Genomic DNA, 23,378 nt, shown 5'->3' on the forward strand with positions numbered 1-23,378 from the left:
GTTCAGTTCACACGCAGTGCACAACGGGGTCATGGCCAAGGTGACACCAGAACTGGCATTGTGTGTCCATGAAGGGTCTGATGCAGGACTACCAGCTGTCCCTGGACACCATCTTCCGTCGGGCCGAGGAGTACTACTCGGACAAGACGGTCTACACGGGCGGGCCCGCGCCCACGCTCACGACGTACGCCGAATGGGCGGAGCGGACCAGACGCCTCGGCGGCGTGCTCGACACGCTGGGCGTCAGCGCCGACGGGCGGGTCGGCACCTTCGCCTGGAACTCGGGCCGCCATCTCGAGCTGTACTTCGCGGCGCCCTGCACCGGGCGGGTCCTGCACACCCTGAACATCCGGCTGTTCCCCGACCAGGTCGTCTATATCGCCAATCACGCCGAGGACGAGGTGGTCTTCGTCGATCGCTCGCTGCTCGGCCTGTTCCTGCCGCTGCTCGACCGGCTCCCGCTGGTCCGGCACGTCGTGGTGATGGACGACCTGCCGGCCGGCGCGCCCGGCGTGGAGGTGCCGGCGGACGACCGGTTCCACGACTACGAGGAGCTCCTGGCGGCTGCCTCGCCGGTCGACTTCCACGTCGAGGACGAGAACCAGGCCGCAGCCATGTGCTACACGAGCGGTACGACGGGGAATCCGAAGGGCGTCGTCTACTCCCATCGGTCCACCTGGCTGCACTCGATCGGCGTACTCACCAATGCCGGGATCGGGCTGACCGAGACCGACACGGTGATGCCCGTGGTCCCGATGTTCCACGCGAACGCCTGGGGGCTGGCCCACGCGGCCCCGATGGCCGGAGCGAGCCTGGTGTTCCCGGGGCCGGACATGTCTCCGCAGGGCATCCTGAAGCTGCTGCAGGAGCGTGAGGTCACGCTGACCGCCGGAGTGCCGACGATCTGGCAGGGGCTGCTCCCGCTGCTGGACGGGGTCGAGCTGCCGAAGCTGCGGCGAATCCCCTGCGGCGGTTCCGCAGTACCGAAAGCCCTGTCCGAGGCGTTCCGGGAGAAGCTGGGCAAGCCGATCCTGCAGGCCTGGGGGATGACCGAGACGAGTCCGGTGGCCACGGCGGCGCACGTGCCCGCGCGGTACGCGGACCTGCCCGAGGAAGAGCAGGCCGACCTCCGGGCGCGCCAGGGGCTGCCGCTGCCCGGCGTCGAGGTTCGCATCGTCGAGCCGGGATCGATCGAGCCGCTGCCATGGAACGACGAGGCGACCGGTGAGCTGCAGGTCCGCGGGCCTTGGATCGCCGCGGAGTACTACCGGCCGGACGACGGCGCCGAGCTGAACACCGAGGACGGCTGGATGAAGACCGGCGACGTGGCCGCGATCGACAAGTTCGGGTCGGTCCGGCTGGTCGACCGGACGAAGGACCTGGTGAAATCCGGCGGCGAGTGGATCAGCTCGGTGGAGCTGGAGAACCTGCTGATGGGTCATCCCGACATCAAGGAGGCGGCCGTCATCGGCGTACCGCATCCCAAGTGGGACGAGCGGCCGCTGGCATGCGTAGTACGGATGGAAGGCTCGGCGGTGACCAGCGAGGAGATCCTGGCCTACCTCGAGCCGCTGGTCGCGAAGTGGTGGCTGCCCGACGCGGTCGAGTTCATCGAGGAGGTGCCGAAGACGTCGGTGGGCAAGTTCTCGAAGAAGGATCTGCGGACCCGGTTCGCCAACTACCACTTGGGCTGATGCGGGCAGGACACCGCGGATCTGTAGGGTGCGGTCGCATGCGAGGCATCATCTTGGCCGGCGGTTCCGGCACGCGACTGCATCCGCTCACCATGGGTGCCAGCAAGCAGTTGTTGCCCGTGTACGACAAGCCGATGGTGTACTACCCGCTGTCCACGTTGATGCTGGCGAACATCCGTGAGGTGCTTGTCATCACCACGCCCGACGACGCCGCGCAGTTCCGGCGACTGCTCGGCGACGGCTCACAGTTCGGGATGGACATCTCGTACGCCGTTCAGCCGAGCCCCGACGGCCTCGCCCAGGCCTTCCTGATCGGCGAGTCCTTCATCGGCTCCGAGTCGGTCGCGCTGGCGCTCGGCGACAACATCTTCTACGGGCCGGGTCTCGGGATCCGGTTGCAGACGTTCAACGAGGTCGACGGCGGAGTCGTGTTCGCGTACCGGGTGGCCGACCCGTCGGCGTACGGAGTGGTCGAGTTCGATGCCGACGGGCAGGTGCTGAGCATCGAGGAGAAGCCGGTTCGGCCGAAGAGCAATTACGCCGTACCGGGGCTGTATTTCTACTCCAGTGACGTGATCGAGATCGCCAAGGACATCAAGCCGTCCGCTCGTGGAGAACTCGAGATCTCGTCGATCAACGAGGTGTACCTGCAGGCGAACCGGTTGCAGGTCGAGGTGTTGCCGCGCGGTACGGCGTGGCTGGACACCGGCACGTTCGACTCGCTGATGTCGGCCGGAGAGTTCGTCCGGGCGGTCGAAGTTCGGCAGGGCCAGAAGATCAGCTGTCCCGAGGAGATCGCCTGGCGCCGCGGTTTCATCGACGACGCCGGGCTGCAGCGGCGCGCCGACGCGCTGGCCAAGTCCGGCTACGGCGACTACCTCCGCGGCCTGCTCGAGGAAGCCGGCAAGCTCTCCTAGTCCGGGATGCCTGCAGGGTTGGGCGGGAATTGTCGGTGAGCGGCGCTAGGGTTGCCGTCGTGGAAGCACCCCTTGCGTTGTACCGCCGGTATCGCCCGGAGACGTTCTCCGAGGTGATCGGGCAGGACCATGTCACCGTTCCGCTGCGGAACGCGCTGAGCAACAACCGGGTGAACCACGCCTACCTGTTCTCCGGCCCGCGCGGCTGCGGCAAGACCACCAGCGCCCGGATCCTGGCCCGCGCGATCAACTGCGAGAAGGGCCCGATCGCGGAGCCGTGCGGCGTCTGCAAGTCCTGCACGGACCTGGCCCGCGGCGGCCCCGGCAGCATCGACGTGATCGAGATCGACGCCGCCTCGCACGGTGGTGTCGACGACGCGCGGGACCTGCGCGAGCGGGCGTTCTTCGCGCCGGTCGAGAGCCGCTACAAGATCTACATCATCGACGAGGCGCACATGGTGACCACGCAGGGCTTCAACGCCCTGCTCAAGCTGGTCGAGGAGCCGCCGCCGCACCTCAAGTTCATCTTCGCGACCACCGAGCCGGACAAGGTGATCGGGACGATCCGGTCCCGGACGCACCACTATCCGTTCCGGCTGGTCCCGCCGAAGGCGCTGGCCGATTACATGGCCACGTTGTGTACGGCCGAGGGCGTCACGATCGAGCCGGCCGCGTTGCCGCTGGTGGTTCGCGCAGGTGCCGGGTCGGTGCGTGACTCACTGAGCGTGCTGGATCAGCTGATCGGCGGTGCGGACGCGGAGGGCGTCACGTATCGGCTGGCGGTTCAGCTGCTCGGGTTCACGCCGGATTCGTTGCTGGACGCGTGCGTGGACGGGTTCGCGGCGCATGACAGCAGGGCCGTCTTCGAGACCATCGAGAAGGTGATCGAGACCGGCCAGGACCCCAAACGCTTCGCCGAGGATCTCCTGCGTCGGCTGCGTGACCTGGTGATCCTGTCCGCAGTCCCGAACGCGGTGGCCTCGGGCCTGATCGAGGCGGCCGAGGACCAAGGCGAGCGCCTCCAGACCCAAGCTGCCGGGATCGGGCCAGCCGAGCTGACCCGCGCGGCCGACATCGTTGCGGCCGGTCTGCTGGAGATGCGCGGTGCTACTGCCCCGCGCCTCCAACTCGAACTCATCTGCGCCAAGGTCCTGCTGCCCGGCGCCGACGACTCGACCAACGGCATCCAGGCACGCCTCGACCGCATGGAACGCCGCCTCACCATCGGCGCCCCCGCCGCTCCCGCGCAGGCCACAGCCGGTACTGCGGGCGCCCCCACCCAGATGGCCCAGCCTGCTGCCGCGTCACCGGTAGCCGCCGCACCTGCTCAACCAGCTCCGCAGCCGACCGTTCAGCCTTCTAGTCAGCCGGCGGCGCAGCCGAACGCCCAACCAGCTCAGCAGCCCGCCGCTCAGCCGACGCCGGACCAGCAGGCCTCCGGACCGGAGACATCTGGTTCGAAGTCTTCTGGGGACCGGGGCGCTTCGGGTGCGGGCTCAGCTGGTGGGGATGGCGGGCGCTCGGGAGCTTGGCCGGATGAGTCGGCCGCGGCTCAGCAGGCCACCGGCCGTTCCGCGGCTGCAGCTTCTACTGTTCCGGCTGCTCCTGCTGCTCAGTCCGCTGCCGACCAGCCTGCGGCTGCCGCACCTGTGGTTGTTCCTGCTTCCTCCGGGTCTGTTGGTCTTGCCGATGTGCGGCGGTTGTGGCCGGAGATTCTCGAAGCGGTGAAGAGCAAGCGCCGGTTCGCCTGGATCATGCTCAGCCAGAACGCCCAGGTCATCGCGATCGACGAGCAGACCCTGACCCTCGGGCTCGTGAACGCCGGTGCCCGGGAGAGCTTCGCCCGCTCCGGCAGCGACGAGATCCTCCGCGAGGCGATGATCGACACGATCGGCCTCACCCGTCGCGTCGAAGCAGTCGTCGACCCCTCCGCCGACCCAGGCGCCGGTGGTCCCGCTGCTCCGCCACCCGCACCGCCGAGCGCCCCGTCCTCCTCCTGGGACTCGGCGCCCGCCTCCGGTACTCCGAACAACCAAGCGCCCCAAAGCGCTCCCGACACCTACGCACCGGCCGACGCCGACAACGGCGCCCCGCGGAACTACGGGTCCAACGCACCCCAGACCGGCGCTCCAGGTACATCACCGGGCGGCGCTCCGGCTGCACCACAGGGCGGCGCTCCGGCTGGACACTCCTCCAGCGCATCGGGTGCTCGCCAAGGCAGCGCTCAAGCTGAGGGCTATACGCCCGGGGCTGCGGGTTACGCCCCCGGTATGCCTGGAGCTGAAGGCGAGTCCTCTGCCGCACCTGGGGCGGAGGGTCAGGTCTCCGGTGCACCTGGGGCTGAGGGCCATGTTTCCGGTGCGCCCGGGGCTGAGGGCCAAGTCTCAGGCGGTGCTCGGTCTGAGGGCGGCTCCCCAGACGGCGCTCCCGGCGTACGGCAGAACAACAACTCCGGCCAGCCGCATAACCACAACGCTGGCCAGCCGCAGAACCATGCCAACGGTCAGGCGCAGAGTCCCGCCGCGGGAGTGTATTCAGGCGGCGACGGCTCCAACAAGGCAACTGCCGGCCTGGACCAGCAGGCTGCCGTAGCGCGCGGGGGCGTCGCAGTACAGGATCGGTCGGCCGATACCGAAGCCGCGCCCCAAGCGGGGCAGCAAGCGGGCGGACCGCCAGCACCCTCCGCGACACCGAACTCTCCGGACACCGGGCGCGAGCAGGCTGCCAGCAAGCGCCGGGCCGCCGAAGCAGCCGTCGCCGCCGAACAGGCGAGCCGCGCAGCCCGCGCGCCGGTCAACGAAGCCCCGCTGACCCCCGAGGAAGAGGCCGAAGCGATCGGCGAGGACGACATCGTCCTCGAAGAGGACTCACGCAGCCACACCGACCTCCTCCGCGACACCCTCGGCGCCCAGATCATCCTCGAAGAAACCAACTAACCCACCCCCGGTCAGCAGTACCGGCAACTCGGCCAACAGCAGCCGCAGCCCGAACTCCTAAACGATCGCCCCAACCACCAGACGCCTCCACCTCCCGATGCCGCGGTCGGCTGCCCCACTTGCTCCTTGAGCCGCGCCGCCAACCCGCCTCCGCTACTGCCTTGCCGCCCCGCCGCCTCCGCTACTGCCTTGCCGCCCCGCCACCGCGGCTCGCCGTTGCTTTGGCTGTGCTTTCGCGCTCTCGCTTGTGCCTCTGCTCTCGCTGGGCTCGTTGTGGCTCGGTTGCAGGTGTGGTTGGGGATAGTTGCTGCCCGGATTGGGTAGGCAACATTCCCCAATTGCTGCGGGGGGGGGGGCGGCGCACAGGTGAGCACGGAGTGGGGTGCGGGGTCAGCAGGGGGTTGGTGGGCGGCGTACAGGTTGCGCACAGGGTGGGGGCGAGGGGTGTGGACGGCGGGAGTGGTCGGGTGGATGGTCGGGGTGCGGGGGTCATCCACAGGGAGTTGGGGACGGTGGGGCGGGTGGGAGGTGGGGTTGTGCACAGGGTGTGGATAAAGGTGTCCACAAGGTGTGGAGAGGGCTTGGGAGACTCATCGGTTTCCGCCGGTACGATGGCTCGCGCCGGGGTTGTCCGCGGGACCGGATAGGCTCGGGGCAACCGAAAGCAGGGAGATCGCGGTGTTCGACGGTGGCGGGGCGCAGGGTGGCGGCGGCTTTGACATGTCCGAGCTGCTCGCGCAGGCGCAGGCGATGCAGAACCAGCTGATGGAAGCTCAGGCCAACCTGGAGAACCAGGAGGTCGAGGGCACCGCGGGTGGTGGTCTGGTCACCGCGCTGGTTTCCGGTACCGGTGAGCTGCTCAGCCTGACGATCAACCCGCAGGCGGTCGACAAGGACGACACCGAGACGCTGGCCGACCTGATCGTCGCCGCGGTCCGGGACGCGTCGGAGAACGCCAAGGACATCGCGGCGCAGGCGATGGGCCCGCTGGCCGGCGGTCTCGGCGGCGGCCTGCCCGGCCTGGGCGATGGTCTGCCCGGCCTCGGCGGTGGTCCCGCCGGTGGCGGCAGTGGCGGTCCGCTGGGGTTCACCCGACCGGGCGGCGAGCCCGGCCAGAACCCGGGCTGACGTGTACGAAGGAGCCGTCCAGGACCTGATCGACGAGCTCGGCCGGCTCCCTGGCGTCGGCCCGAAGTCCGCGCAACGCATTGCTTTCCACCTGCTGTCCGCCGACGAGACCGACGTACGCCGGCTCGCGCATGTGCTGGTGCAGGTGAAGGAGAAGGTCAAGTTCTGTGAGATCTGTGGCAACGTCTCGGAGGAGACGCTGTGCCGGATCTGCCGCGACCCGCGTCGCGACCTCGCGCTGATCTGCGTGGTCGAGGAGGCCAAGGACGTCGTGGCGATCGAGCGGACCCGCGAGTTCCGCGGCCGCTATCACGTCCTCGGCGGCGCGATTTCGCCGATCGAGGGGATCGGACCGGACGAGCTGCGGATCAGGGAACTGATGCAGCGGCTCGCCAGCGGTGAGGTGACCGAGATCATCCTGGCCACCGATCCGAACTTGGAGGGTGAGGCGACAGCGACCTACCTGAGCCGGATGCTCCGGCCCATGGGGTTGCGCGTCACCCGTTTGGCTAGTGGACTTCCAGTAGGCGGTGACCTCGAATACGCCGACGAGGTCACACTCGGACGGGCGTTTGAAGGGCGACGATCGATCGATGACTGAATCAACCGATATTGCTGAGATCGCTTTGGCCACCGACTCGGAGGACCTGACCGAGTTCGCCGAACAGATCGCCGATCAGGTCCAGAGCTTCCTGATCTCGGTGCGCGACATCGCCGCGCAGCCCGACGAGGACGGTGTCGACGAGGGGCTCGCCTCGCTGCCGTACCTGCTGCTCGAGGTGAGCCAGTTGCTGCTCGCGGGCGGCCGGCTGGGCGCGTTCGAGGACTTCGTGCCCGAGGAGCGGTTCGAGAGCGACGCCGGTCCGGACCCGGACCTGGACGCGATGCGGGACCGGCTGGCGATCCTGTTCGAGGGCCTCGACGAGTACGCCGAGGTGTTCGACCCGTACGCCGCGCCGCCCGAGATCACCATCAACCGGCTCTCCGACGATCTGACCGCGATCGCCACGGATCTCGTCCACGGCCTCGCGCACTACGAAGCGGGCCGGGTCGTCGAGGCTCTCTGGTGGTGGCAGTTCTCCTACGTCTCCACCTGGGGCGCCGCGGCGAGCGCCGTACTGCGGGCCATCCAGTCGCTGATCGCCCACGACCGCCTCGAGCCGGCCCACGACGCCGAAACCGAAGCCTCCGACCGCGAACTCGTCGAGGTAGCCGAAGAAGTAGTCCAACGCCGCTGAGCAGGTGTCTGTCTACGAAGTGATCCGGCTGCTACCGGACATCGCCACCGTTCGGCGGGTTAGCCGGGCGTTGGCGGTGTTGGATCTGGTGCTTAGTGAGGATCCACAGTTTCGGTACTTCGCCTTTGATGGGCGGTGGTCGGAGACTGAGGAAACCGCGTTGATGGACAACGGGTCGGGGGACGCGTATTCGATCGTGTTCTCGCCGGCCGGCGTCTATGCGCGGGGATTCGATCATGAGTCGTCGATGTCGCCGTACGGGAACGAGTTCGGGCATACCTGGCCGGGGATGTTCGACGGGTTGCCCGAGGTGTTCCACGCGGCGATGGACGAGCCGGCCTTTGCCGATGAGGACGGGCGCAGGCTGGTTACGACGTGCTTCTGGCGGCGGACCGAGGATGCGGAGTGGTCCTGTGGACCCGTGGAGAACAACGCTGATGACGGGGCCGACCACTTGTTCGAGCTCCTCACCGATCCGCGGCCGGAGGTGTATCTGACCTTCGCCGAGGACTACCACGAGCGAGCCCTCGACCTCGAGGCGGTTCGGCACGTCTACGCGCTGATGCCGCTCACCGAGTACGTCGTCACGTCTCTCAACCCCGAACGGCGCCTGACCGACCTCGCCGACGAGATCGCCGAAATCGGCTACCCCCGATCCTGAACCATCAGCCCTGTGGATGACCGAATTCGTCGGCGGGCCGATTCCGGTTGAATGGTGAGGTGGCTGTTTACGAGGTGATCAAGCGGTTGGCGGACATCGACGAGGTGCGCAGGGTCAGCCGCGCGCTCGCGATGCTGGACGCGGTGCTGAGTCCGGAGCCGGAGTTCCGGTACTTCGGCTTCGACGCGCACCGGTCGCCGACCGAGGAACTGGCGTCGATGCGCAGCGGGGGTGGCGACAGCTACTCGATCGTGTTCTCGCCGGCCGGTGCGATCGCCCGCGGATTCGACCACGAGTCACCACTGTCGCCTTGGCAACCAGGTGTGAACGAGAGTTGGCCGGGGTTGTTCATCGGCGTTCCGGACTCGCTCGCGGCGGCGATCGAGGAGCCGGACGATGACGGTCGACGGGACGTCACCGTGTGCTTCTGGCGGACGCGAGAAGACTCGTCGTGGCAGTGCGGGCCGGCCGAGCACGGCGTACGGGATGGGGCGGACTGGTTGTTCGAGCACCTCGCTGATGGTCAGCCGGAGTCTTATCTGCGGTTCGCGAAGAATGTCCACGAGGTTCAGCTCAGGCTCGAGGACATCGAGCACGTCTACGCGCTACGGCCCCTGACCGAGGAAGTCGTCCATTCCCTCAACCCAGAGGCCGAGTTCACCGCCCTCCAGGCCGACCTGGCCCGCATCGGCTATCCGAGAAACTGACGGAATCCCTTAGCTGGAAGGAAATCAGCTTGCGGTGACGCAGAGGGCGGTGACGGTGACGTGGCGCGTCTGGGTGCCGAGGTTGCGCAGCCGGACGGACCAGACCTGGTTGCCGGCGGGACCGTTTCCCCACAGCTGCAGGCTGGGATCGGCGAGGTCGAAACCGCCGCCCACGACGACCTTGCCGGCCGGGCAGGCGGCCCTGGTCTGGATGAACGCGCCGGGCGCGATGTCGTTCCCGGCGACCACCTGCTGGTACCCCGAGGCGCCGGCCGGACCCGCCGGGCCGACGGCACCCGTCGCACCTGGAGGCCCAGGAATCCCGGCCGCCCCAGTGGCTCCGGCCGGCCCCTGCTCGCCGGTAGCACCTCGAGCGCCTTGCGGACCGGTAGCGCCCTGCGGACCGATGGTGCCCTGTGGTCCGGCAACGCCTTGTGGTCCGGCGATACCCTGCGGTCCGGCGACACCCTGCGGTCCGCGGACGCCCTGCTGGTTCCAGTTCAGCGCGTCCTCGCCCGACGCGCACCGTGTGTCCTCCGCGACGATCCGGATCGTGCCCTTGCCGATCCCGAGCAGGCCGCGGCTCACGCAACCGTGAATCTGCGGCACCGGTTCCTCATCGACCATCGATGTCGCCAGGGCCGTCCCGGCAACAACTGTCGAAAGCGCGACCCCAACCACCGCAGTACGCCGTACTGTCCGGAAAATCATGTCTCCTCCTGAAAGGTGCCTTTCGCACCCATCCTTCGGAGAGCCCTTCAGATAGCCTTCAGATTCAGTCCGGCAGCATCGGCACCGTGAGCCCCTGATCCCGTCCGAGCAGCGTCCCCCGCGTGATCGCGTTGCTCCCGAACTTGTCCCGTACGCCGTCCAAAGCCGAATCCAGTTCGTCATTGGCCGCCTTGTCGAACGGCAAGGCCAGCTGCACCGTTGCCTCGTTCTCCAGGTTCCCGACCGAGATCCCGACCATCGTGATCCCTTGTTTCTCGATCATCGGACGCGCTGCGGCCATCAACGAGCGCGCCGTGACCAGGATCGCCCGGGTCTGACCGGTTGCCTGCGGCAACGTATGTGACCGGGTCGCCCGGCTGAAATCGTCGAACCGCAAGCGCAGTGTCACCGTCCGACCGGCCCGCTCGGCCGACCGCATCCGCCGCGTCACCCGGTCCACCAACCCGGCCAGCACGGCGTCCAAGGTCTCCGCAGACTTCGGCGATCGACCGAGTGCACGCTGCGAACCGATCGACCGGCGCCGCCGCCCGACCTCGATCGGCCGCGGATCCCGGTTGTGCGCCAAAGCGTGCAGATGCCGCCCCGACGCCCGCCCGAGCATCGCGACCAGCGCCGCCTCGGGCAGGATCGCCACATCCCCGACGGTCGTCAGCCCGCGATTGCGCAGCTTCTCCGCGGTCACCTCACCGACGCCCCAGAGCCGCTCCACCGCCAGCGGATGCAGGAACTCCAGCTCCTGATCGGGTGGCACCACCAGCAACCCGTCCGGCTTCGCGACCCCGCTGGCTACCTTCGCCAAGAATTTGGTCCGCGCCACCCCGACGGTGATCGGCAACCCCACCCGAGCCAGTACTTCGGCGCGCAGCCGCCGGGCGATCTCGACCGGCTCGCCGGCGATCTTCCGCAGCCCACCGACGTCGAGGAACGCCTCGTCGATGGACAACCCTTCGACCAGCGGCGTGGTGTCCTCGAAGACCTTGAAGACTGCCTTGCTCGCTTCCGAGTACGCCGACATGCGCGGCTGGACGATGATCGCACCAGGACATAGGCGGAGCGCCTGGCCGCCGTTCATCGCAGTACGGACGCCGTAGGCCTTCGCTTCGTAGGAGCAGGCCAGCACCACGCCCGCGCCGACGATCACCGGCCGGCCGCGCAGGCGCGGGTCGTCACGCTGCTCGACCGACGCGTAGAACGCGTCCAGATCGGCATGCAGGATATCCGCCTCCAGGCCCGACGACACGAACATATGTTCGCATACCAGTACCTGGCTCACTAGTCATCGCAACGGCCAGGGAATAGGGAGAAATGCTGAGGCGGAGTGTCGGTGGGACAGGACAGAATGCGAGCTATGGACCTGTCGTCGTACCGCCTGCTCTGGAAGAACCGGCCGGTCATGACCCTGATGGGCGCGGCCCTGCTGGCGCGGCTACCGGTGATGGCCGCGCTGATTCCGGTGTCGTTCCTGGCCAAGGACGCCGCCGGCAACTTCGGCTGGGCCGGTGTGGTCGCAGGTTCCTACTCGATCGGTATGGCGATCGGCGGGCCGATCTGGTCCAGGCTGGCCGACCGGCGCGGGGGCCGATGGGTCGTGATCGGCACCGGCGTCGCCTGGGGCGTAGGGATGGCTGTGCTCGCTCTGCTGCCCACCGACTGGTACAGGTTGATGCCAGTGGTCGCGGGTCTCACAGGGATCGTCGTAGCGCCTGTCACGGCTACCTGTCGAGCAGCGTGGCCTCGGCTCGTCCAGGGACCTCAGTTGCGGACGGTGTACGCGCTGGACGCTACTGCGCAGGAGGTGCTCTTCTCTGTCGGCCCGATGCTCGGTGCTGTCACTGTCAGCCTCGTCAGCCCGCGCGCCGGAGTACTGGCTGCTGCAGTGCTGGCTGCTGGGTCGATCTGGTGGTTCGGGCTGCGCCAGCCGCCGGTAGTGCCGCATGACGCATCGAAGGGCGCACGGCTGACCGCTCCGCAGCTGCTCTGGCATCGGCATCGGTTGCCGCTGATTCTCGCGTTCGGCCTGTCTGTCACGTCGTTCGCCTCGGTCTCGCTCGGGATCGTGGCATTCGCGGATGATCACGGGAACCGGCTGATCGCCGGCGTACTGGAGACCGTCTGGGCGATCGGCAGCCTGCTCGGCGGGCTGGTGATGGGCGCACTGCCCGGGAAACGCGACTCCTACGTCTGGCGCCGCGCACTCCTGGTGTCGCTGGGGATGGCGTCGTGCATCTTCGCGACCCGATCGACCGTTTCGCTCGGCATCGGCCTGCTCCTCGCGGGCTGTGTGCTCGCGCCGACGGTCGGTGCTCTGTACGAACGGCTCGGCGCGCTGACCCCGGATTCGGTCCGGACCGAGGTCTTCGGCTGGATGGTGAGTGCGGGCATGGTCGGCGGCGCGATCGGATCGTCGGTCGCAGGGCAGGTGGTCGAGTCGTTCGGCGTCGAGTACGTCTGGGTGCTGGCCGCCGTACTGACCTTCCTGGCCGCGATGACGCTGGTCCGGATCCCGCCCAACCGACCGGCCTCGGAGAATGAACTGGTCCCCGAGGCCGTGGCGGCTGTCAGCGGTTAGGCCGGGCGGCAAAGATCTGCCGTTTAAGCCGGGCGGTAGATGGTGTGCAGGACGCCGGTCTTGAAGGTGGTGCTGGAGACGAGTTCGAGCGGCACGGTCTCGCCCTCGTCGAACAGCCGCTCACCGTGGCAGACCGCGATCGGGTGGATCAGCAGGTGCAGCTCGTCCAGCACCTTCGCCCGGAGCAGCGAGCGCACCAGGGTGACGCTGCCGACGGTGTTGAGGTTCTTGCCGGGCCGGCTCTTCAGCGCGGTCAGGGCCTCGATCGCGTCACCCTCGAGCAGCGTCGAGTTCTGCCACTCGTCGACCGACTTCAGGGTGCTGGAGACGACCAGCTTCGGGGTGTCGTTCATCTGCGCGGCCATCTCCTCGTCCGGGCCGACGTTCGGCCAGTAGCCGGCGAACATCTGGTAGGTCTTGCGGCCGAGCAGCATCGCGTCGGAGGTCTCGGACAGCGAGCCCACGACCGCACCCATCTCGTCGTTGAAGTACGGGAAGTGCCAGGTCTCGGGGGCCTCGACAACTCCGTCGAGCGAGATGAACAGGCTGGCGACGATCTTCCTCATGATGGGCTCCTCAGTGGTGGTTGGCTTGCCTACACCGCTGCGTCGACCGGCTCATCCCGAGATCGACATTTCAGTTCAAAAGTTTTTTCGCAGCCGCCCGCCACACCGGTTCGAGGTGCTCCTGAGCCTCCGACCACGCAACAACCGAGGGCTCCCGGCCCGCGATCATCTCGTGCGATCGGGGTCGGTGCAGGCGGCCCAGAGGGCGGCCGGCGGGGCGGCGTACGGGCGGGTGATCGAGACCGTACGACGCTCGCCGGAGCGCGTCACCCTGCGGTGGGTGGGGCCGAAGAAGGTGGTGAGGTCAGGCATCGTCGGTTCGGGCGGCGCGGCGGCCGCGGTGGAGTTCGGTTTCCAGGGCGTCGAGGCGGTTGGTCCAGAACTTGCGGTAGCGGTCGAGCCAGGTGTCGATCTCCTGGAGCGGGCCGGGATCGACGGCGTACAGGCGGCGGGTGCCGTCGACGGTGACGGTGGTGAAGCCGTTGTCGCGGAGGACCCGTAGGTGCTGCGAGACGGCGGGCTGGCTGATGCCGAACTCGGCGCCGATGGTGGCCGCGATGCTGCCGGCCGGGAGCTCCCCGTCAGCGAGCAGGTCCAGGATCCGGCGGCGGACCGGGTCGCCGAGAATGTCGAAGGCATGCATGGAGCAACTATTTCAGTCATCGCTTATATAAGCAAGTGGTCTGATCAGCAGGAAGGTCTGCGGCCGGACGAGTGCAGGACCGGGATACCTGCCGACGGGTGCCGGGGTGGCCGGACGGATCGACCAGGTCGTGGTCGGCCCGCAGACAACCGGGCGTTCACAGCTAGAATGAGCCCGAACGACTACGTCTTGTGCAGCGCGGCACGGCGTACCGCAACCAGTGTTGCTGCTGGGGATTCAAGCTATGAGGAGCTGCTCTGTGGGACGCGTCGTGCACAAGTACGGCGGTTCTTCGGTCGCTGACGCCGATTGCATCAAGCGCGTGGCCCAACGGATCGTCGCGACGAAGAAGGCCGGGAACGACGTGGTGGTGGTCATCTCCGCCATGGGGGACACCACCGACGAGCTGATGGACCTGGCCAAGCAGGTCTCGCCGCTGCCGCCCCCGCGCGAACTGGACATGCTGCTCACCTCGGGTGAGCGGATCTCCGCCGCGCTGCTGGCGATGGCGATCGCGAACCTCGGCTACGAGGCGCGCTCCTTCACCGGTTCGCAGGCGGGGGTGATCACCACCGCCGCGCACGGGAACGCGCGCATCATCGACATCACGCCGGGCCGGATCGAGGACGCGCTGGCCGAGGGTCACGTCGCGATCGTGGCCGGCTTCCAGGGCGTCGCGCAGGACACCAAGGACATCACCACGATGGGCCGCGGCGCCTCCGACACCACCGCCGTCGCCCTGGCCGCGGCGCTGCAGGCGGACTACTGCGAGATCTACACCGACGTGGACGGCATCTTCACCGCGGACCCGCGGATCGTGCCGGCCGCGAAGCAGATCCCGAAGATCTCCTACGAGGAGATGCTCGAGATGGCTGCCTGCGGTGCGAAAGTCCTGCACCTGCGCTGCGTCGAGTACGCGCGGCGCTACAACGTGCCCGTCCACGTGCGTTCGTCCTTCTCGCAGAAGGAAGGCACCTGGGTCGTCGATGCGAAGGATATTGAGAACATGGAACAGGCGATCATCTCCGGCGTGGCCCACGATCGTGGCGAGGCCAAGATCACCGTGGTCGGCGTGCCCGACAAGCCGGGCGAGGCCGCGCGCATCTTCGAGACGGTCGCCGGTGCCGAGACGAACATCGACATGATCGTGCAGAACGTGTCGGCCGTCGCCACCAACCGCACCGACATCTCCTTCACGCTGCCGCGCTCCGACGGCGCCCGAGCGATGTCCGCGCTGGCCCGGATGAAGGACGAGGTCGGCTACGAGCAGTTGCTGTACGACGACCAGATCGGCAAGGTGTCGGTGATCGGTGTCGGGATGCGCTCGCACCCGGGTGTCTCGGCGAAGTTCTTCTCCGCCCTGGCCGACGCCGGCGTGAACATCGAGATGATCTCGACCTCGGAGATCCGGATCTCGGTGGTTGTGGACGAGAACCTGGTGGACGCCGCCGTGACCGCGGCGCACACTGCATTCGACCTGGACGACGAGCACACCCAAGCGGTCGTCTACGGAGGAACAGGACGGTGACACCTGTGAGTGCAACGCTTGATCGGACCGAGGACCGCACGGGACTCCCAACGCTGGCGGTGGTCGGTGCGACCGGCGCCGTCGGCACGGTGATGCTCACCCTGCTCTCCACCCGGGAGAACGTCTGGGGTGAGATCCGTCTGATCGCTTCGGAGCGCTCGGCAGGTAAACGGCTCAAGGTGCGCGGCGAAGAAGTCGAGGTGATCGCGCTCAGCGCGGACGCGTTCGACGGTGTCGACGTCGCGATGTTCGACGTACCGGACGAGGTCTCGTTGCAGTGGGCGCCGATCGCGGCGGCCAAGGGTGCCGTCGTGGTGGACAACTCCGGCGCGTTCCGAATGGACCCGGACGTCCCGCTGGTGGTGCCCGAGGTGAACGCCGAGGCCGCCCGCAACCGGCCGAAGGGGATCATCTCCAACCCGAACTGCACGACGCTGTCGATGATCGTCGCGATGGGCGCACTGCACCACCGGTACGAGCTGGAGCAGCTCATCGTCGCGTCGTACCAGGCGGCTTCGGGTGCCGGGCAGGAAGGCATCGACGCGCTCTACGACCAGCTGATGAAGGTCGCGGGCAACCGTGAGCTGGGGACGACGCCGGGCGACGTACGCCGGGTGATCGGCAACGCGCTCGGACCGTTCCCGGCGCCGCTCGCGATGAACGTCGTACCGTGGGCCGGCTCGCTGAAGGACGACGGCTGGTCGTCGGAGGAGCTGAAGGTCCGCAACGAGTCGCGCAAGATCCTGAACCTGCCGGATCTGAAGGTCTCCGCGACGTGCGTGCGGGTCCCGGTCGTCACCACGCACTCGTTGTCGGTGCACGCCCGGTTCGGCCGCGAGGTCGACGTGGAAGAGGCACGTGAGGTACTCCGGGACGCGCCCGGCGTACTCGTGTTCGACAACCCCGCCGAGGCCGAGTTCCCGACGCCGGCCGACGTCGTGGGCACCGACCCGACCTGGGTCGGCCGGATCCGCAAGTCGCTGGACGACCCGCAGGCGCTCGAGCTCTTCGTCTGCGGCGACAACCTGCGCAAGGGTGCCGCGCTGAACACGGCGCAGATCGCCGAGGTCGTCGCCAAGGAATTCACCGCGGCCAAGTAAGGACAAAAAGAAACCCCGGACAAAAGCTGAAGTTCTGGGGCCGGAACCCCGGACCAGGCGGTCCGGGGTTCCTTTTCTTTTACAGCCAGTTTTCCCGGGCCGCGTGCAATGCGAGCTGGAAACGCGTGCTCGCGCCGGTGCGGTTCATCAACCGTTCCAGGTAACGGAAGAATGTCCGCCGGCTGATACCGAGCGTGCGGGCGATCGTGTCGTCTGCTGCGCCCGTCGCCAGAAGGGCCAGTAGCCGGCGTTCGATCGGTTCCAGCCGGTCGTCCTCGGTGCCGACCGACGCGTGCAGGGGCAGCGCGTTCCGCCAGCAGAGCTCGAACATGCCGATCAGCGCGGTCAGCAGACTGCTCGGCCGCATGATCAGCAGGGACCGGTTCACGTCGGTGTCGCGCACCGACATCGACACGTACGCGATCGAGCCGTCGATGATCGTCAGCTTGGCCGGTACGTCGGGCAGCACGCGGGCCTGCTCGCCGGCTTCCACGCAGGGCAGGATGTTCTCGGTCAGGTAGCCGGGCACCTCGACCGACTCCGGCGAGTAGACCACCCGGTAGGCGACGCCGCGATGGAGCTGTTCGATCTCCATCTGGTTCGGCCCCGCGCCGAGGAAGTACGGCGGGGAGTCGATCGCGAGGATCTCGCGTTGCGCGCTGCCCTTGATCTGGTTGATCCGCTCGACGATCGCCGTACCGCTGACCACTTCGATCAGGTGCGTGGTGGCCTCGTTGTGCACGGTCCGGCGGAACTCGTCGTACGCGTTGAGCACTTCGATCCGGGCCTGCTTCAGCTCGGACTCGCGGCGCAGAGTGAGCGCTTCGAGACCGGCGTCGGGCGGCACCGGCAAAAACCTCGAGTGGTCTGTTCCGGAGCGCCGGGCCAGGCCGGCCTGGACGAGGCCGCCGAGCGTGCTGTCGATCCCGGCGGCCTGGCCGGGCACGGCCTGATCGAGCTCGGTGACCGACGACGGCCCGGTACGGAGCAGATGCTGGTAGACCCGGATCTCGTCGTCGCTGAGCCCGAGCACCCGTAAATGGTCGGCACGCTCCGTGTCGGTCGAGCTCATCGCTCTTCCCTCCCTCCCCAATGCGGTCACTGGCGGCTACCGCCAGTCCAGGGTAGGGCGGGCTGCAAGACCTTGTGAGTACTGTCCGTATCTCGGCGCATGCACCGAGCGATATTTGTTGTTTCGTCAGCATTCTTGTGCCGTGTCACCATCTGGCCACCATTTCTGCGCAGTTGTGAGCGAGAATTGAGGTCCAGCAGCCCGGCGACGGACCACCTGAGCGCCGCCGGGCTGCTGTTCCAATTCTGGCGTGAGTTCGCTTTTCCGTCAGCGACCACCGTTTCGGTTGGGTCTCAATCCCGGCGCATCGGTGCCCTCGCACTCCCGTGCCATCACCGGCTGTGCTGGAGGGTGTACAAACTGTGCAACTCCATCGTGAGGCGATGAGGAGAACAGCCGATGCATCTGAGTCCGCCCCGACTTCTGGCAACTGCTTTCAAGACCGCCCTCTTGGGTGCGATGACCGCCGCCCTGGTCATCGTGCCGGCCCACTCGGCGAGTGCCCGGACCACCTCCGCTCAAGGTGATCCGAGCCCCCGAGTCGTCGGTGGAACCCGCGCGGCGCTAGGTGAGTTTCCGTGGATGGTGAGGCTGTCCATGGGATGTGGTGGTGCGATGTACACCAATCAGCTAGTGCTGACCGCCGCGCACTGCGTGGGTTCCACCGGCAACAACTCCTCGATCACCGCCACTACCGGTGTGGTCGATCTGCAGGACACAACAGCAGTGAAACGTACGTCGACGTACGTGTACCGCTCGACGACGTACGGGACCAGCACCGGTGGTGACTGGGCACTGATCAAGCTGGCCAGCCCGATCACCGGGATCGCGACGCTTCCAGTCGCCACCACCACGGCGTACGACTCAGGGACCTTCACTGTGGCTGGTTGGGGTGCCGCTAGCGAAGGCGGTGCTCAGCAGCGGTACCTGCTCAAGGCGCAGGTGCCTTTTGTCGATGACGTTTCTTGCCGCGACGCCGGTGACTACTACAGCGATCTCATCTTCTCGGCGGAGATCTGTGCCGGGCAGCTGGCTACTGGTGGCGTCGACACCTGCCAGGGAGACTCCGGCGGGCCGATGTTCCGGCGGGACTCCGCGAACGCATGGATCCAGGTCGGCATCGTCAGTCACGGCGATGGTTGTGCGCGACCGAGTGCACCTGGTGTCTACACGCAGGTGAGCACGTTCGCCTCGACGATCGCGGCGGCCGCAGCGACCCTCGGTGGCGGCGGACCTGATCCCGGTGGATGTGGTCCGTTCACCAACGCGGACAACGTGAACATCCCCGACCACGGCACCGCGGTGACGAGCACGGTGACGGCGTCGGGCTGCACCGGCAACGCGTCCTCGACGACGAAGGTCGCGGTGGACATCAAGCACACGTATCGCGGTGACCTCCAGATCGACCTGGTCGCGCCCGACGGCTCGACGTACCGGTTGAAGAGCACGAGCAACGACTCGGCCGACAACATCAACACGACGTACACCGTCAACGTCTCCAGCGAGGCCCGCAACGGCGCCTGGAAACTCAAGGTCCAGGACCTGTACGACGCCGACACCGGCTACCTCGACTCCTGGTCCCTCACCCTCTGACCGGTTACGACCCCAGCAGCCCTGACCCCCAGGCACGGTCAGGGCTGCTGGTATGACCGTGGCATGTCTGTCGAAGCCGTCGCCTCGAAAATCGTGCGCCTGTACTACGGGGCGCGTGCTTCCGAGCCGACCTGGCTCGCAAGCGGTGCGTGGTCGCACGCGTTCGCGCTGACCGTCGACGATGCAGCGCTCATACTGCGAATCGGCAAGCATGGTTCAGATTTCGCCAAGGACGCCGCAGTCGCACGTCTCGCCGGCCCGAACCTGCGGGTGCCTGCTGTGCTGGCCGTCGGCGAGGCCGACGACTGGCACTACGCGGTCTCCCCCCGAGCGCAGGGAACAGCCCTCGACGACCTCTCTGGCCATGACGTCGCTCTGGTCCTGCCGAGTCTGTTGACCGCGCTGGACGGCATCGCGGACCTGTCATTGGGTGAAACCGTCGGTTATGGCAATTGGGCCCCGGACGGGCGAGCGCCGTACCTGGCTGCGATCGCCGCGCTAGCGCAATACTTGCCGGACGAGCGTCGCATGATCCACGGAGACCTGCTGAGCCGCAACGTCCTAGTCGCTGAATCCTCGGTGACCGCTGTGCTCGACTGGGGCAACGCTATGTACGGCGACAGCCTGTACGACGCAGCCTGGCTCATCTACTGGTGGCCGTGGTACCCGCAGTGGAGCGCCGTCGACATCACCAGCGAGCTGTTCGCACACTGGACCGCCCGAGGCACCCTTCCAACCGACGCCCGAGAGCGCCTGCACGCGTACCGCGTCCACATCGGCCTCGACGCGATTGCGTACTGCGCCTTCCGCGACCGTTGGGACGAAGTCCGCGCCAACGTCGACACCGTGCTGAACCTGACTAAGCGATGGCAGTGAGGCGTTGTTGGTACGCGGCCCAGCAGCGGCAGGTTTTGGCTTCCGCGTTGTAATAGGCGTTGTGCGGCCGAATCAGCCCGGGTGGTGCGGGGATGCCGGTCAGGTCCCACGTGCCGGAGATCATCATCACCGTGCCGCAGGTCGCGGTCAGTGCCCGGCAGACCGCCTCGGCGCCACCCTCGACCCGCCCGAACGAGCTCAGCGACGAGTGCACGAGGACTTTTGAGTCTGGGCCGAGGCCGAGTTGCCGCAACCCGTCGGCAATCTCGGCTTCGGTGACAACTGGATCAGTCATGGTCTGGTGATCAGATCACCATCAAACTCGGCGGTCCAGCGCATTACTTCACGATGTCGAGAAGTGCGCTTCGGTTCCGTTCATCAAGTACAAGGCGAAACTGAGAAGGAGATCGACATGTTGCTGACCGGCAAGGTTGCGGTGGTGTACGGAGCTGCTGGGAAGGTGGGCTCGACGGTTGCGCGGACGTTCGCCGCCGAGGGTGCGGAAGTAGTTCTGGTGGGCCGCACGCTGTCCAAGGTCCAGACCGTTGCGGCCGGGATCGTGGCGGCCGGCGGCCGGGCTTCCGCGGCGGCGGCCGACGCTACCGACCCGGCGGCGGTGCAGCGGCAGCTGGACGAAGTCGTCGCCCGGGCCGGGCAGGTCGACATCGCAGTGAACGCTACCGGCGTCGACGATCGGCAGGGCACGCCGCTGCTCGAGATGAGCTACGAGGACTTTCGAGCGCCTACGGACACCGGGGTGAAGTCGAACTTCGTGATCGGTACGGTGGTCGGCCGGTACCTCGCCGAGCGCCGGGCCGGAGTGATCCTGACCTTCTCGACGTCGGCCTGTGGTCTCTCGGGCCGCGACCGGATGTTCCACCGGACCGGTGGATTCGGTGTCGCCTGCGCCGCCATCGAGGAGTTCACCCGGAGCCTGGCCGCCGAGCTGGGCCCGGCCGGAGTTCGAGTGGTCTGCCTGCGCCCGGACGCCCTGCCGGAGACGTGGGGACTGCGCGAAGGCGAACCGTCCCCGGTGGGCGATTACATGACCGCAGGCACCGTCCTCGGCAGGCTTCCTTCGTTGCAGCAGGTGGCTGACACGGCCGCCTTCACGGCCTCTGACCGGGCCGGCGCGATGACCGGCGCGATTCTCGATCTCACCTGCGGCTCGTCCATGAGCCCGACCTGACCAGGCCGATGACGGTGAGGACGATGCAAAGGTATGCGAACCAGTCGCCCCAGCGCGTGTACGGCGTGGGCGCGATGCCTGGGGTCAGTTGGCCGATCATGGTGACGGACTGGTTGGAGAGGGCTGATTGTTCGCTGATCATCCTGCCGTGCTGGTCGGTCAGGGTCAGCCGGCCTTTGCTACCGGCGCGGGCGATCGGGATGCCGTTCTCGACGCCGCGCAGGAGGGCCATCCGGCTGTGCAGCCAACCGTCGTTGTCGAAATCGAGAGCCGGGACGAGGAGCAGATCCACATCGGCCTTGCCGTACTGCCTTGCCAGCGCAGGGAAATCCAGGTCCTTGCAGATCAGGACTCCCCAACGTCCTTGCGGTGAAGGTGGCAGGAGGCCGAGGCTGTTGCCCGAGGCATAGGGCTCCACACCGGGGATGAGATGGTGTTTGTCGTACGCCGTTGGCGCGCCACCGTCGGCAGGGAACACGAGTGCGCGGTTGTAGTCGTTGCCCCGATCGCCGAAGACGGTCAAGCCTACGACGAGCTCAACCTTGTTGCTGCTAGCAAGCTTTTGGAAGGTACTCGACAGGCTGGGAAGCACCGAGGCCTGGATGTCGATGATCTTCTCGGGCAGGAGGACTACCTGCGCGCCTTGCTGGGCGGCCTTCGTGATGGCGGCGGTGTAGTTGGCCAGGATCGCGGGACCACCGGGTGTCGCCCAGTTGGAGTCGTCGGGGGTGTTGTCCGAGACGATCGCGACCCGGACTGGCTGGTGGGCGGCCGGAGTGTCGTTCAGGCGCCAGGTGGAGTAGCTGATGGTGCCTACAGCAACGAAGGTGACGGCTGTCGACAGCTGAATGACCGCGCGGCGCTGGATGCCTGGGGCAAGGAAAGCTGCGATGGCGGCTGCAGGAAGCATTAGCAGGAAGGAGATTCCCCAAGGTCCGGTGAGCGAAACGATCTGCACCACCGGTCGTACGTCGGCCTGCGTGTAGGCGAGGCTGGTGAATGCACCGTGCGGTGAGACTGTCGCGATCAGGTAGTCGCAGGCCGCCCAACAAGCCGGCGCCGTCAATGCAGCAAGGAGAAACCGGCGACGGATGGCCAGTGCGCGGAACAGCAGAACCGTCAGCGTGAAGACGGCAGCCAGCAGGAGAAGGAAGCTGAGCGCGGGTGGCGGGAGTTCGAGATCCTTCAGCAGGTAGCGCCAGAGATTCGCAAGACCGAGAGACCACCCGACGAAGGCAACCAGGGCGGTCAGTCGTGCACTGATTCGCGGTGCCAGCAAGAAGACGGGGACCGGCGCCAGCCAGGTCAAGGCGGGAATGGTGGTCAGCCCGGACCCGAAGTACAGGGCTGTTGCGGTCAGGAGGGCCGCGAGTACGGCGTACCGGCGGGGGTGGTCAGCGACGGAGTTCATCGATCATCCTTTCGCCCAGGCTCAGGCAGAGGGCGCGGAAATCGTTTGCGGACATGGCGATCCGGTCGCCGTGGTAGAGCTGGATGAGGCCGTGCAGGAAGGCGGCGATCATCAGGCTGGACTCCCAGATGTCGTCGTCGCGGAAGATCTGCTGCTCGACGCCGTCCGCGATCGCGTCGGCTAGCAGGGTGAAGGTCGGCGACCGGCGAGCCTTGAAATCGGCCGGGAATTGCCGGGCCTGGTCGCGTCGCTCGGTGAACATATACGTATAAAGCCTGGGCTGGGCGAGGGCGAAATCGACATGGTCGACGAGCATTTCGCGCAGCCGGGCATCAGCCGCCGTACTGCGTGGCTCGGCTGCCCAGCGCGCCATCAATTCGGCGAACGCGGCGTCGGCAACCTCGTGCAGCAAGGCGTCCCGGTCCGGGAAGTACTGGTAGATCGCCATCGGCGTGATCCCGACCGCGGCGGCGACCCGGCGCATGCTGACGCCCTCGGCGCCTTTCTCCGTGAGCAGCCAACTCGCCGCGGCCGTAATCCGGTCCTTCGTCGTCACCTCGGTCATACAGATCATTCAAAGGCAAATACCTATACGCCGTATAGGGGAATGACCCTGACCTGCCCCTGAAATGCCGGAACCCCCGATCCGGCGCGTATCGGGGGTCCTGGGTGGAGAGGGTCAGCTGCGGTCAGAAACCGCCACCGGCGTCCCCGCCACCGTGGCCGCCGCCGTCATGCCCGCCGTGCCCGCCGTGACCGCCATGTCCGCCGCCGTCGAAGCCGCCGTGACCGCCGTGACCGCCGTGGCCGCCTGTGGC

Annotated in this window: 23 protein-coding genes; 14 read left to right on the forward strand and 9 right to left on the reverse strand. The window is 67.3% G+C overall.

Annotated features, from left to right (window positions below; genetic code table 11):
• Positions 1–68: 68 nt before the first annotated feature.
• From ABZ004_RS36195 to ABZ004_RS36230, 8 genes are all read left to right on the forward strand, one after another.
• Positions 69–1,694: a long-chain fatty acid--CoA ligase gene (locus ABZ004_RS36195; RefSeq protein ID WP_355686179.1), complete on the forward strand. Its 1,626-nt coding sequence runs from the start codon at positions 69–71 to the stop codon at positions 1,692–1,694.
• 38 nt (positions 1,695–1,732) lie between these two features.
• The gene (gene rfbA, locus ABZ004_RS36200) at positions 1,733–2,611 is read left to right on the forward strand and encodes a glucose-1-phosphate thymidylyltransferase RfbA (protein ID WP_355686181.1); all 879 of its coding nucleotides are present in this window, start codon (positions 1,733–1,735) and stop codon (positions 2,609–2,611) included.
• A 59-nt stretch (positions 2,612–2,670) separates the two neighbouring features.
• The gene (locus ABZ004_RS36205; protein ID WP_355686183.1) at positions 2,671–5,547 is read left to right on the forward strand and encodes a DNA polymerase III subunit gamma and tau; all 2,877 of its coding nucleotides are present in this window, start codon (positions 2,671–2,673) and stop codon (positions 5,545–5,547) included.
• 678 nt (positions 5,548–6,225) lie between these two features.
• Entirely contained in the window at positions 6,226–6,675 is a 450-nt protein-coding gene (locus ABZ004_RS36210; protein ID WP_355686185.1) for a YbaB/EbfC family nucleoid-associated protein, read from the forward strand.
• Between the two features lies 1 nt (position 6,676).
• Positions 6,677–7,276: a recombination mediator RecR gene (gene recR, locus ABZ004_RS36215; RefSeq protein WP_355686218.1), complete on the forward strand. Its 600-nt coding sequence runs from the start codon at positions 6,677–6,679 to the stop codon at positions 7,274–7,276.
• Positions 7,269–7,913, forward strand: coding sequence for a DUF5063 domain-containing protein (locus ABZ004_RS36220; RefSeq protein ID WP_355686187.1), 645 nt, complete (start codon positions 7,269–7,271; stop codon positions 7,911–7,913). Before recR ends, ABZ004_RS36220 begins: the two co-directional genes overlap by 8 nt.
• A 4-nt stretch (positions 7,914–7,917) precedes the next feature.
• Positions 7,918–8,574, forward strand: coding sequence for a hypothetical protein (locus tag ABZ004_RS36225; protein WP_355686188.1), 657 nt, complete (start codon positions 7,918–7,920; stop codon positions 8,572–8,574).
• A gap of 59 nt (positions 8,575–8,633) precedes the next feature.
• A complete protein-coding gene (locus ABZ004_RS36230) occupies positions 8,634–9,281 on the forward strand; it encodes a hypothetical protein (RefSeq protein WP_355686190.1) in 648 nt (215 codons plus the stop codon).
• A 24-nt stretch (positions 9,282–9,305) separates the two neighbouring features.
• Here the strand turns inward: ABZ004_RS36230 and ABZ004_RS36235 are convergent, their stop codons facing one another.
• Entirely contained in the window at positions 9,306–9,992 is a 687-nt protein-coding gene (locus ABZ004_RS36235; RefSeq protein ID WP_355686191.1) for a hypothetical protein, read from the reverse strand.
• Positions 9,993–10,056: 64 nt separating this feature from the next.
• Positions 10,057–11,259, reverse strand: coding sequence for a DNA polymerase IV (gene dinB, locus ABZ004_RS36240; RefSeq protein WP_355686193.1), 1,203 nt, complete (start codon positions 11,257–11,259; stop codon positions 10,057–10,059).
• A 102-nt stretch (positions 11,260–11,361) separates the two neighbouring features.
• Between dinB and ABZ004_RS36245 the strand changes: the two genes are divergently transcribed.
• On the forward strand, positions 11,362–12,582 hold the full coding sequence (locus ABZ004_RS36245) for an MFS transporter (RefSeq protein WP_355686195.1): 1,221 nt from the start codon (positions 11,362–11,364) through the stop codon (positions 12,580–12,582).
• 23 nt (positions 12,583–12,605) lie between these two features.
• On the opposite strand, the gene ABZ004_RS36250 is transcribed toward ABZ004_RS36245, so the two are convergent.
• From ABZ004_RS36250 to ABZ004_RS36260, 3 genes are all read right to left on the reverse strand, one after another.
• Entirely contained in the window at positions 12,606–13,148 is a 543-nt protein-coding gene (locus tag ABZ004_RS36250; protein ID WP_355686196.1) for a dihydrofolate reductase family protein, read from the reverse strand.
• Between the two features lie 165 nt (positions 13,149–13,313).
• Positions 13,314–13,460 carry a hypothetical protein gene (locus ABZ004_RS36255; RefSeq protein WP_355686198.1) on the reverse strand — a complete coding sequence of 49 codons (147 nt, stop codon included), beginning with the start codon at positions 13,458–13,460 and terminating at the stop codon, positions 13,314–13,316.
• Entirely contained in the window at positions 13,453–13,791 is a 339-nt protein-coding gene (locus ABZ004_RS36260) for a metalloregulator ArsR/SmtB family transcription factor (RefSeq protein ID WP_355686199.1), read from the reverse strand. Before ABZ004_RS36260 ends, ABZ004_RS36255 begins: the two co-directional genes overlap by 8 nt.
• Before the next feature lie 259 nt (positions 13,792–14,050).
• Between ABZ004_RS36260 and ABZ004_RS36265 the strand changes: the two genes are divergently transcribed.
• Together ABZ004_RS36265 and ABZ004_RS36270 are read left to right on the forward strand one after the other, a co-directional pair.
• The gene (locus ABZ004_RS36265; protein ID WP_355686200.1) at positions 14,051–15,319 is read left to right on the forward strand and encodes an aspartate kinase; all 1,269 of its coding nucleotides are present in this window, start codon (positions 14,051–14,053) and stop codon (positions 15,317–15,319) included.
• Positions 15,316–16,419 carry an aspartate-semialdehyde dehydrogenase gene (locus ABZ004_RS36270; RefSeq protein WP_355686202.1) on the forward strand — a complete coding sequence of 368 codons (1,104 nt, stop codon included), beginning with the start codon at positions 15,316–15,318 and terminating at the stop codon, positions 16,417–16,419. Before ABZ004_RS36265 ends, ABZ004_RS36270 begins: the two co-directional genes overlap by 4 nt.
• 79 nt (positions 16,420–16,498) lie before the next feature.
• Here ABZ004_RS36270 and ABZ004_RS36275 read toward each other — a convergent pair whose 3' ends face one another.
• Positions 16,499–17,491, reverse strand: coding sequence for a helix-turn-helix domain-containing protein (locus ABZ004_RS36275; protein ID WP_355686204.1), 993 nt, complete (start codon positions 17,489–17,491; stop codon positions 16,499–16,501).
• A gap of 459 nt (positions 17,492–17,950) precedes the next feature.
• On the opposite strand from ABZ004_RS36275, the gene ABZ004_RS36280 reads away from it, so the two are divergent.
• Entirely contained in the window at positions 17,951–19,084 is a 1,134-nt protein-coding gene (locus tag ABZ004_RS36280; RefSeq protein WP_355686220.1) for a trypsin-like serine protease, read from the forward strand.
• 63 nt (positions 19,085–19,147) lie between these two features.
• Positions 19,148–19,960, forward strand: coding sequence for a phosphotransferase (locus ABZ004_RS36285; protein ID WP_355686205.1), 813 nt, complete (start codon positions 19,148–19,150; stop codon positions 19,958–19,960).
• Here ABZ004_RS36285 and ABZ004_RS36290 read toward each other — a convergent pair.
• On the reverse strand, positions 19,944–20,255 hold the full coding sequence (locus ABZ004_RS36290) for an AAC(3) family N-acetyltransferase (RefSeq protein WP_355686207.1): 312 nt from the start codon (positions 20,253–20,255) through the stop codon (positions 19,944–19,946). The genes ABZ004_RS36285 and ABZ004_RS36290 overlap by 17 nt on opposite strands.
• Positions 20,256–20,372: 117 nt before the next feature.
• On the opposite strand from ABZ004_RS36290, the gene ABZ004_RS36295 reads away from it, so the two are divergent.
• Positions 20,373–21,149: an SDR family oxidoreductase gene (locus ABZ004_RS36295; RefSeq protein ID WP_355686209.1), complete on the forward strand. Its 777-nt coding sequence runs from the start codon at positions 20,373–20,375 to the stop codon at positions 21,147–21,149.
• Here the strand turns inward: ABZ004_RS36295 and ABZ004_RS36300 are convergent.
• Positions 21,118–22,560, reverse strand: coding sequence for a nitrilase-related carbon-nitrogen hydrolase (locus ABZ004_RS36300; RefSeq protein WP_355686210.1), 1,443 nt, complete (start codon positions 22,558–22,560; stop codon positions 21,118–21,120). The genes ABZ004_RS36295 and ABZ004_RS36300 overlap by 32 nt on opposite strands.
• The gene (locus ABZ004_RS36305) at positions 22,544–23,125 is read right to left on the reverse strand and encodes a TetR/AcrR family transcriptional regulator (protein WP_355686212.1); all 582 of its coding nucleotides are present in this window, start codon (positions 23,123–23,125) and stop codon (positions 22,544–22,546) included. The genes ABZ004_RS36300 and ABZ004_RS36305 overlap by 17 nt, the downstream gene beginning before the upstream one ends.
• Positions 23,126–23,378 lie beyond the last annotated feature (253 nt).

Source organism: Kribbella sp. NPDC006257 (assembly GCF_040613535.1).
GTDB lineage: Bacteria > Actinomycetota > Actinomycetes > Propionibacteriales > Kribbellaceae > Kribbella.

What these genes read in the sequence shown, in the direction of transcription:
- ABZ004_RS36195 (WP_355686179.1), top strand. Translation starts at nt 69, where the DNA reads ATGAAGGGTCTGATGCAGGACTACCAGCTGTCCCTGGACACCATCTTC.
- rfbA (WP_355686181.1), top strand. Translation starts at nt 1,733, where the DNA reads ATGCGAGGCATCATCTTGGCCGGCGGTTCCGGCACGCGACTGCATCCG.
- ABZ004_RS36220 (WP_355686187.1), top strand. Translation starts at nt 7,269, where the DNA reads ATGACTGAATCAACCGATATTGCTGAGATCGCTTTGGCCACCGACTCG.
- ABZ004_RS36235 (WP_355686191.1), bottom strand. Translation starts at nt 9,992, where the DNA reads ATGATTTTCCGGACAGTACGGCGTACTGCGGTGGTTGGGGTCGCGCTT.
- dinB (WP_355686193.1), bottom strand. Translation starts at nt 11,259, where the DNA reads ATGTTCGTGTCGTCGGGCCTGGAGGCGGATATCCTGCATGCCGATCTG.
- ABZ004_RS36245 (WP_355686195.1), top strand. Translation starts at nt 11,362, where the DNA reads ATGGACCTGTCGTCGTACCGCCTGCTCTGGAAGAACCGGCCGGTCATG.
- ABZ004_RS36250 (WP_355686196.1), bottom strand. Translation starts at nt 13,148, where the DNA reads ATGAGGAAGATCGTCGCCAGCCTGTTCATCTCGCTCGACGGAGTTGTC.
- ABZ004_RS36255 (WP_355686198.1), bottom strand. Translation starts at nt 13,460, where the DNA reads ATGCCTGACCTCACCACCTTCTTCGGCCCCACCCACCGCAGGGTGACG.
- ABZ004_RS36260 (WP_355686199.1), bottom strand. Translation starts at nt 13,791, where the DNA reads ATGCATGCCTTCGACATTCTCGGCGACCCGGTCCGCCGCCGGATCCTG.
- ABZ004_RS36275 (WP_355686204.1), bottom strand. Translation starts at nt 17,491, where the DNA reads ATGAGCTCGACCGACACGGAGCGTGCCGACCATTTACGGGTGCTCGGG.
- ABZ004_RS36280 (WP_355686220.1), top strand. Translation starts at nt 17,951, where the DNA reads ATGACCGCCGCCCTGGTCATCGTGCCGGCCCACTCGGCGAGTGCCCGG.
- ABZ004_RS36285 (WP_355686205.1), top strand. Translation starts at nt 19,148, where the DNA reads ATGTCTGTCGAAGCCGTCGCCTCGAAAATCGTGCGCCTGTACTACGGG.
- ABZ004_RS36290 (WP_355686207.1), bottom strand. Translation starts at nt 20,255, where the DNA reads ATGACTGATCCAGTTGTCACCGAAGCCGAGATTGCCGACGGGTTGCGG.
- ABZ004_RS36295 (WP_355686209.1), top strand. Translation starts at nt 20,373, where the DNA reads ATGTTGCTGACCGGCAAGGTTGCGGTGGTGTACGGAGCTGCTGGGAAG.
- ABZ004_RS36300 (WP_355686210.1), bottom strand. Translation starts at nt 22,560, where the DNA reads ATGAACTCCGTCGCTGACCACCCCCGCCGGTACGCCGTACTCGCGGCC.
- ABZ004_RS36305 (WP_355686212.1), bottom strand. Translation starts at nt 23,125, where the DNA reads ATGACCGAGGTGACGACGAAGGACCGGATTACGGCCGCGGCGAGTTGG.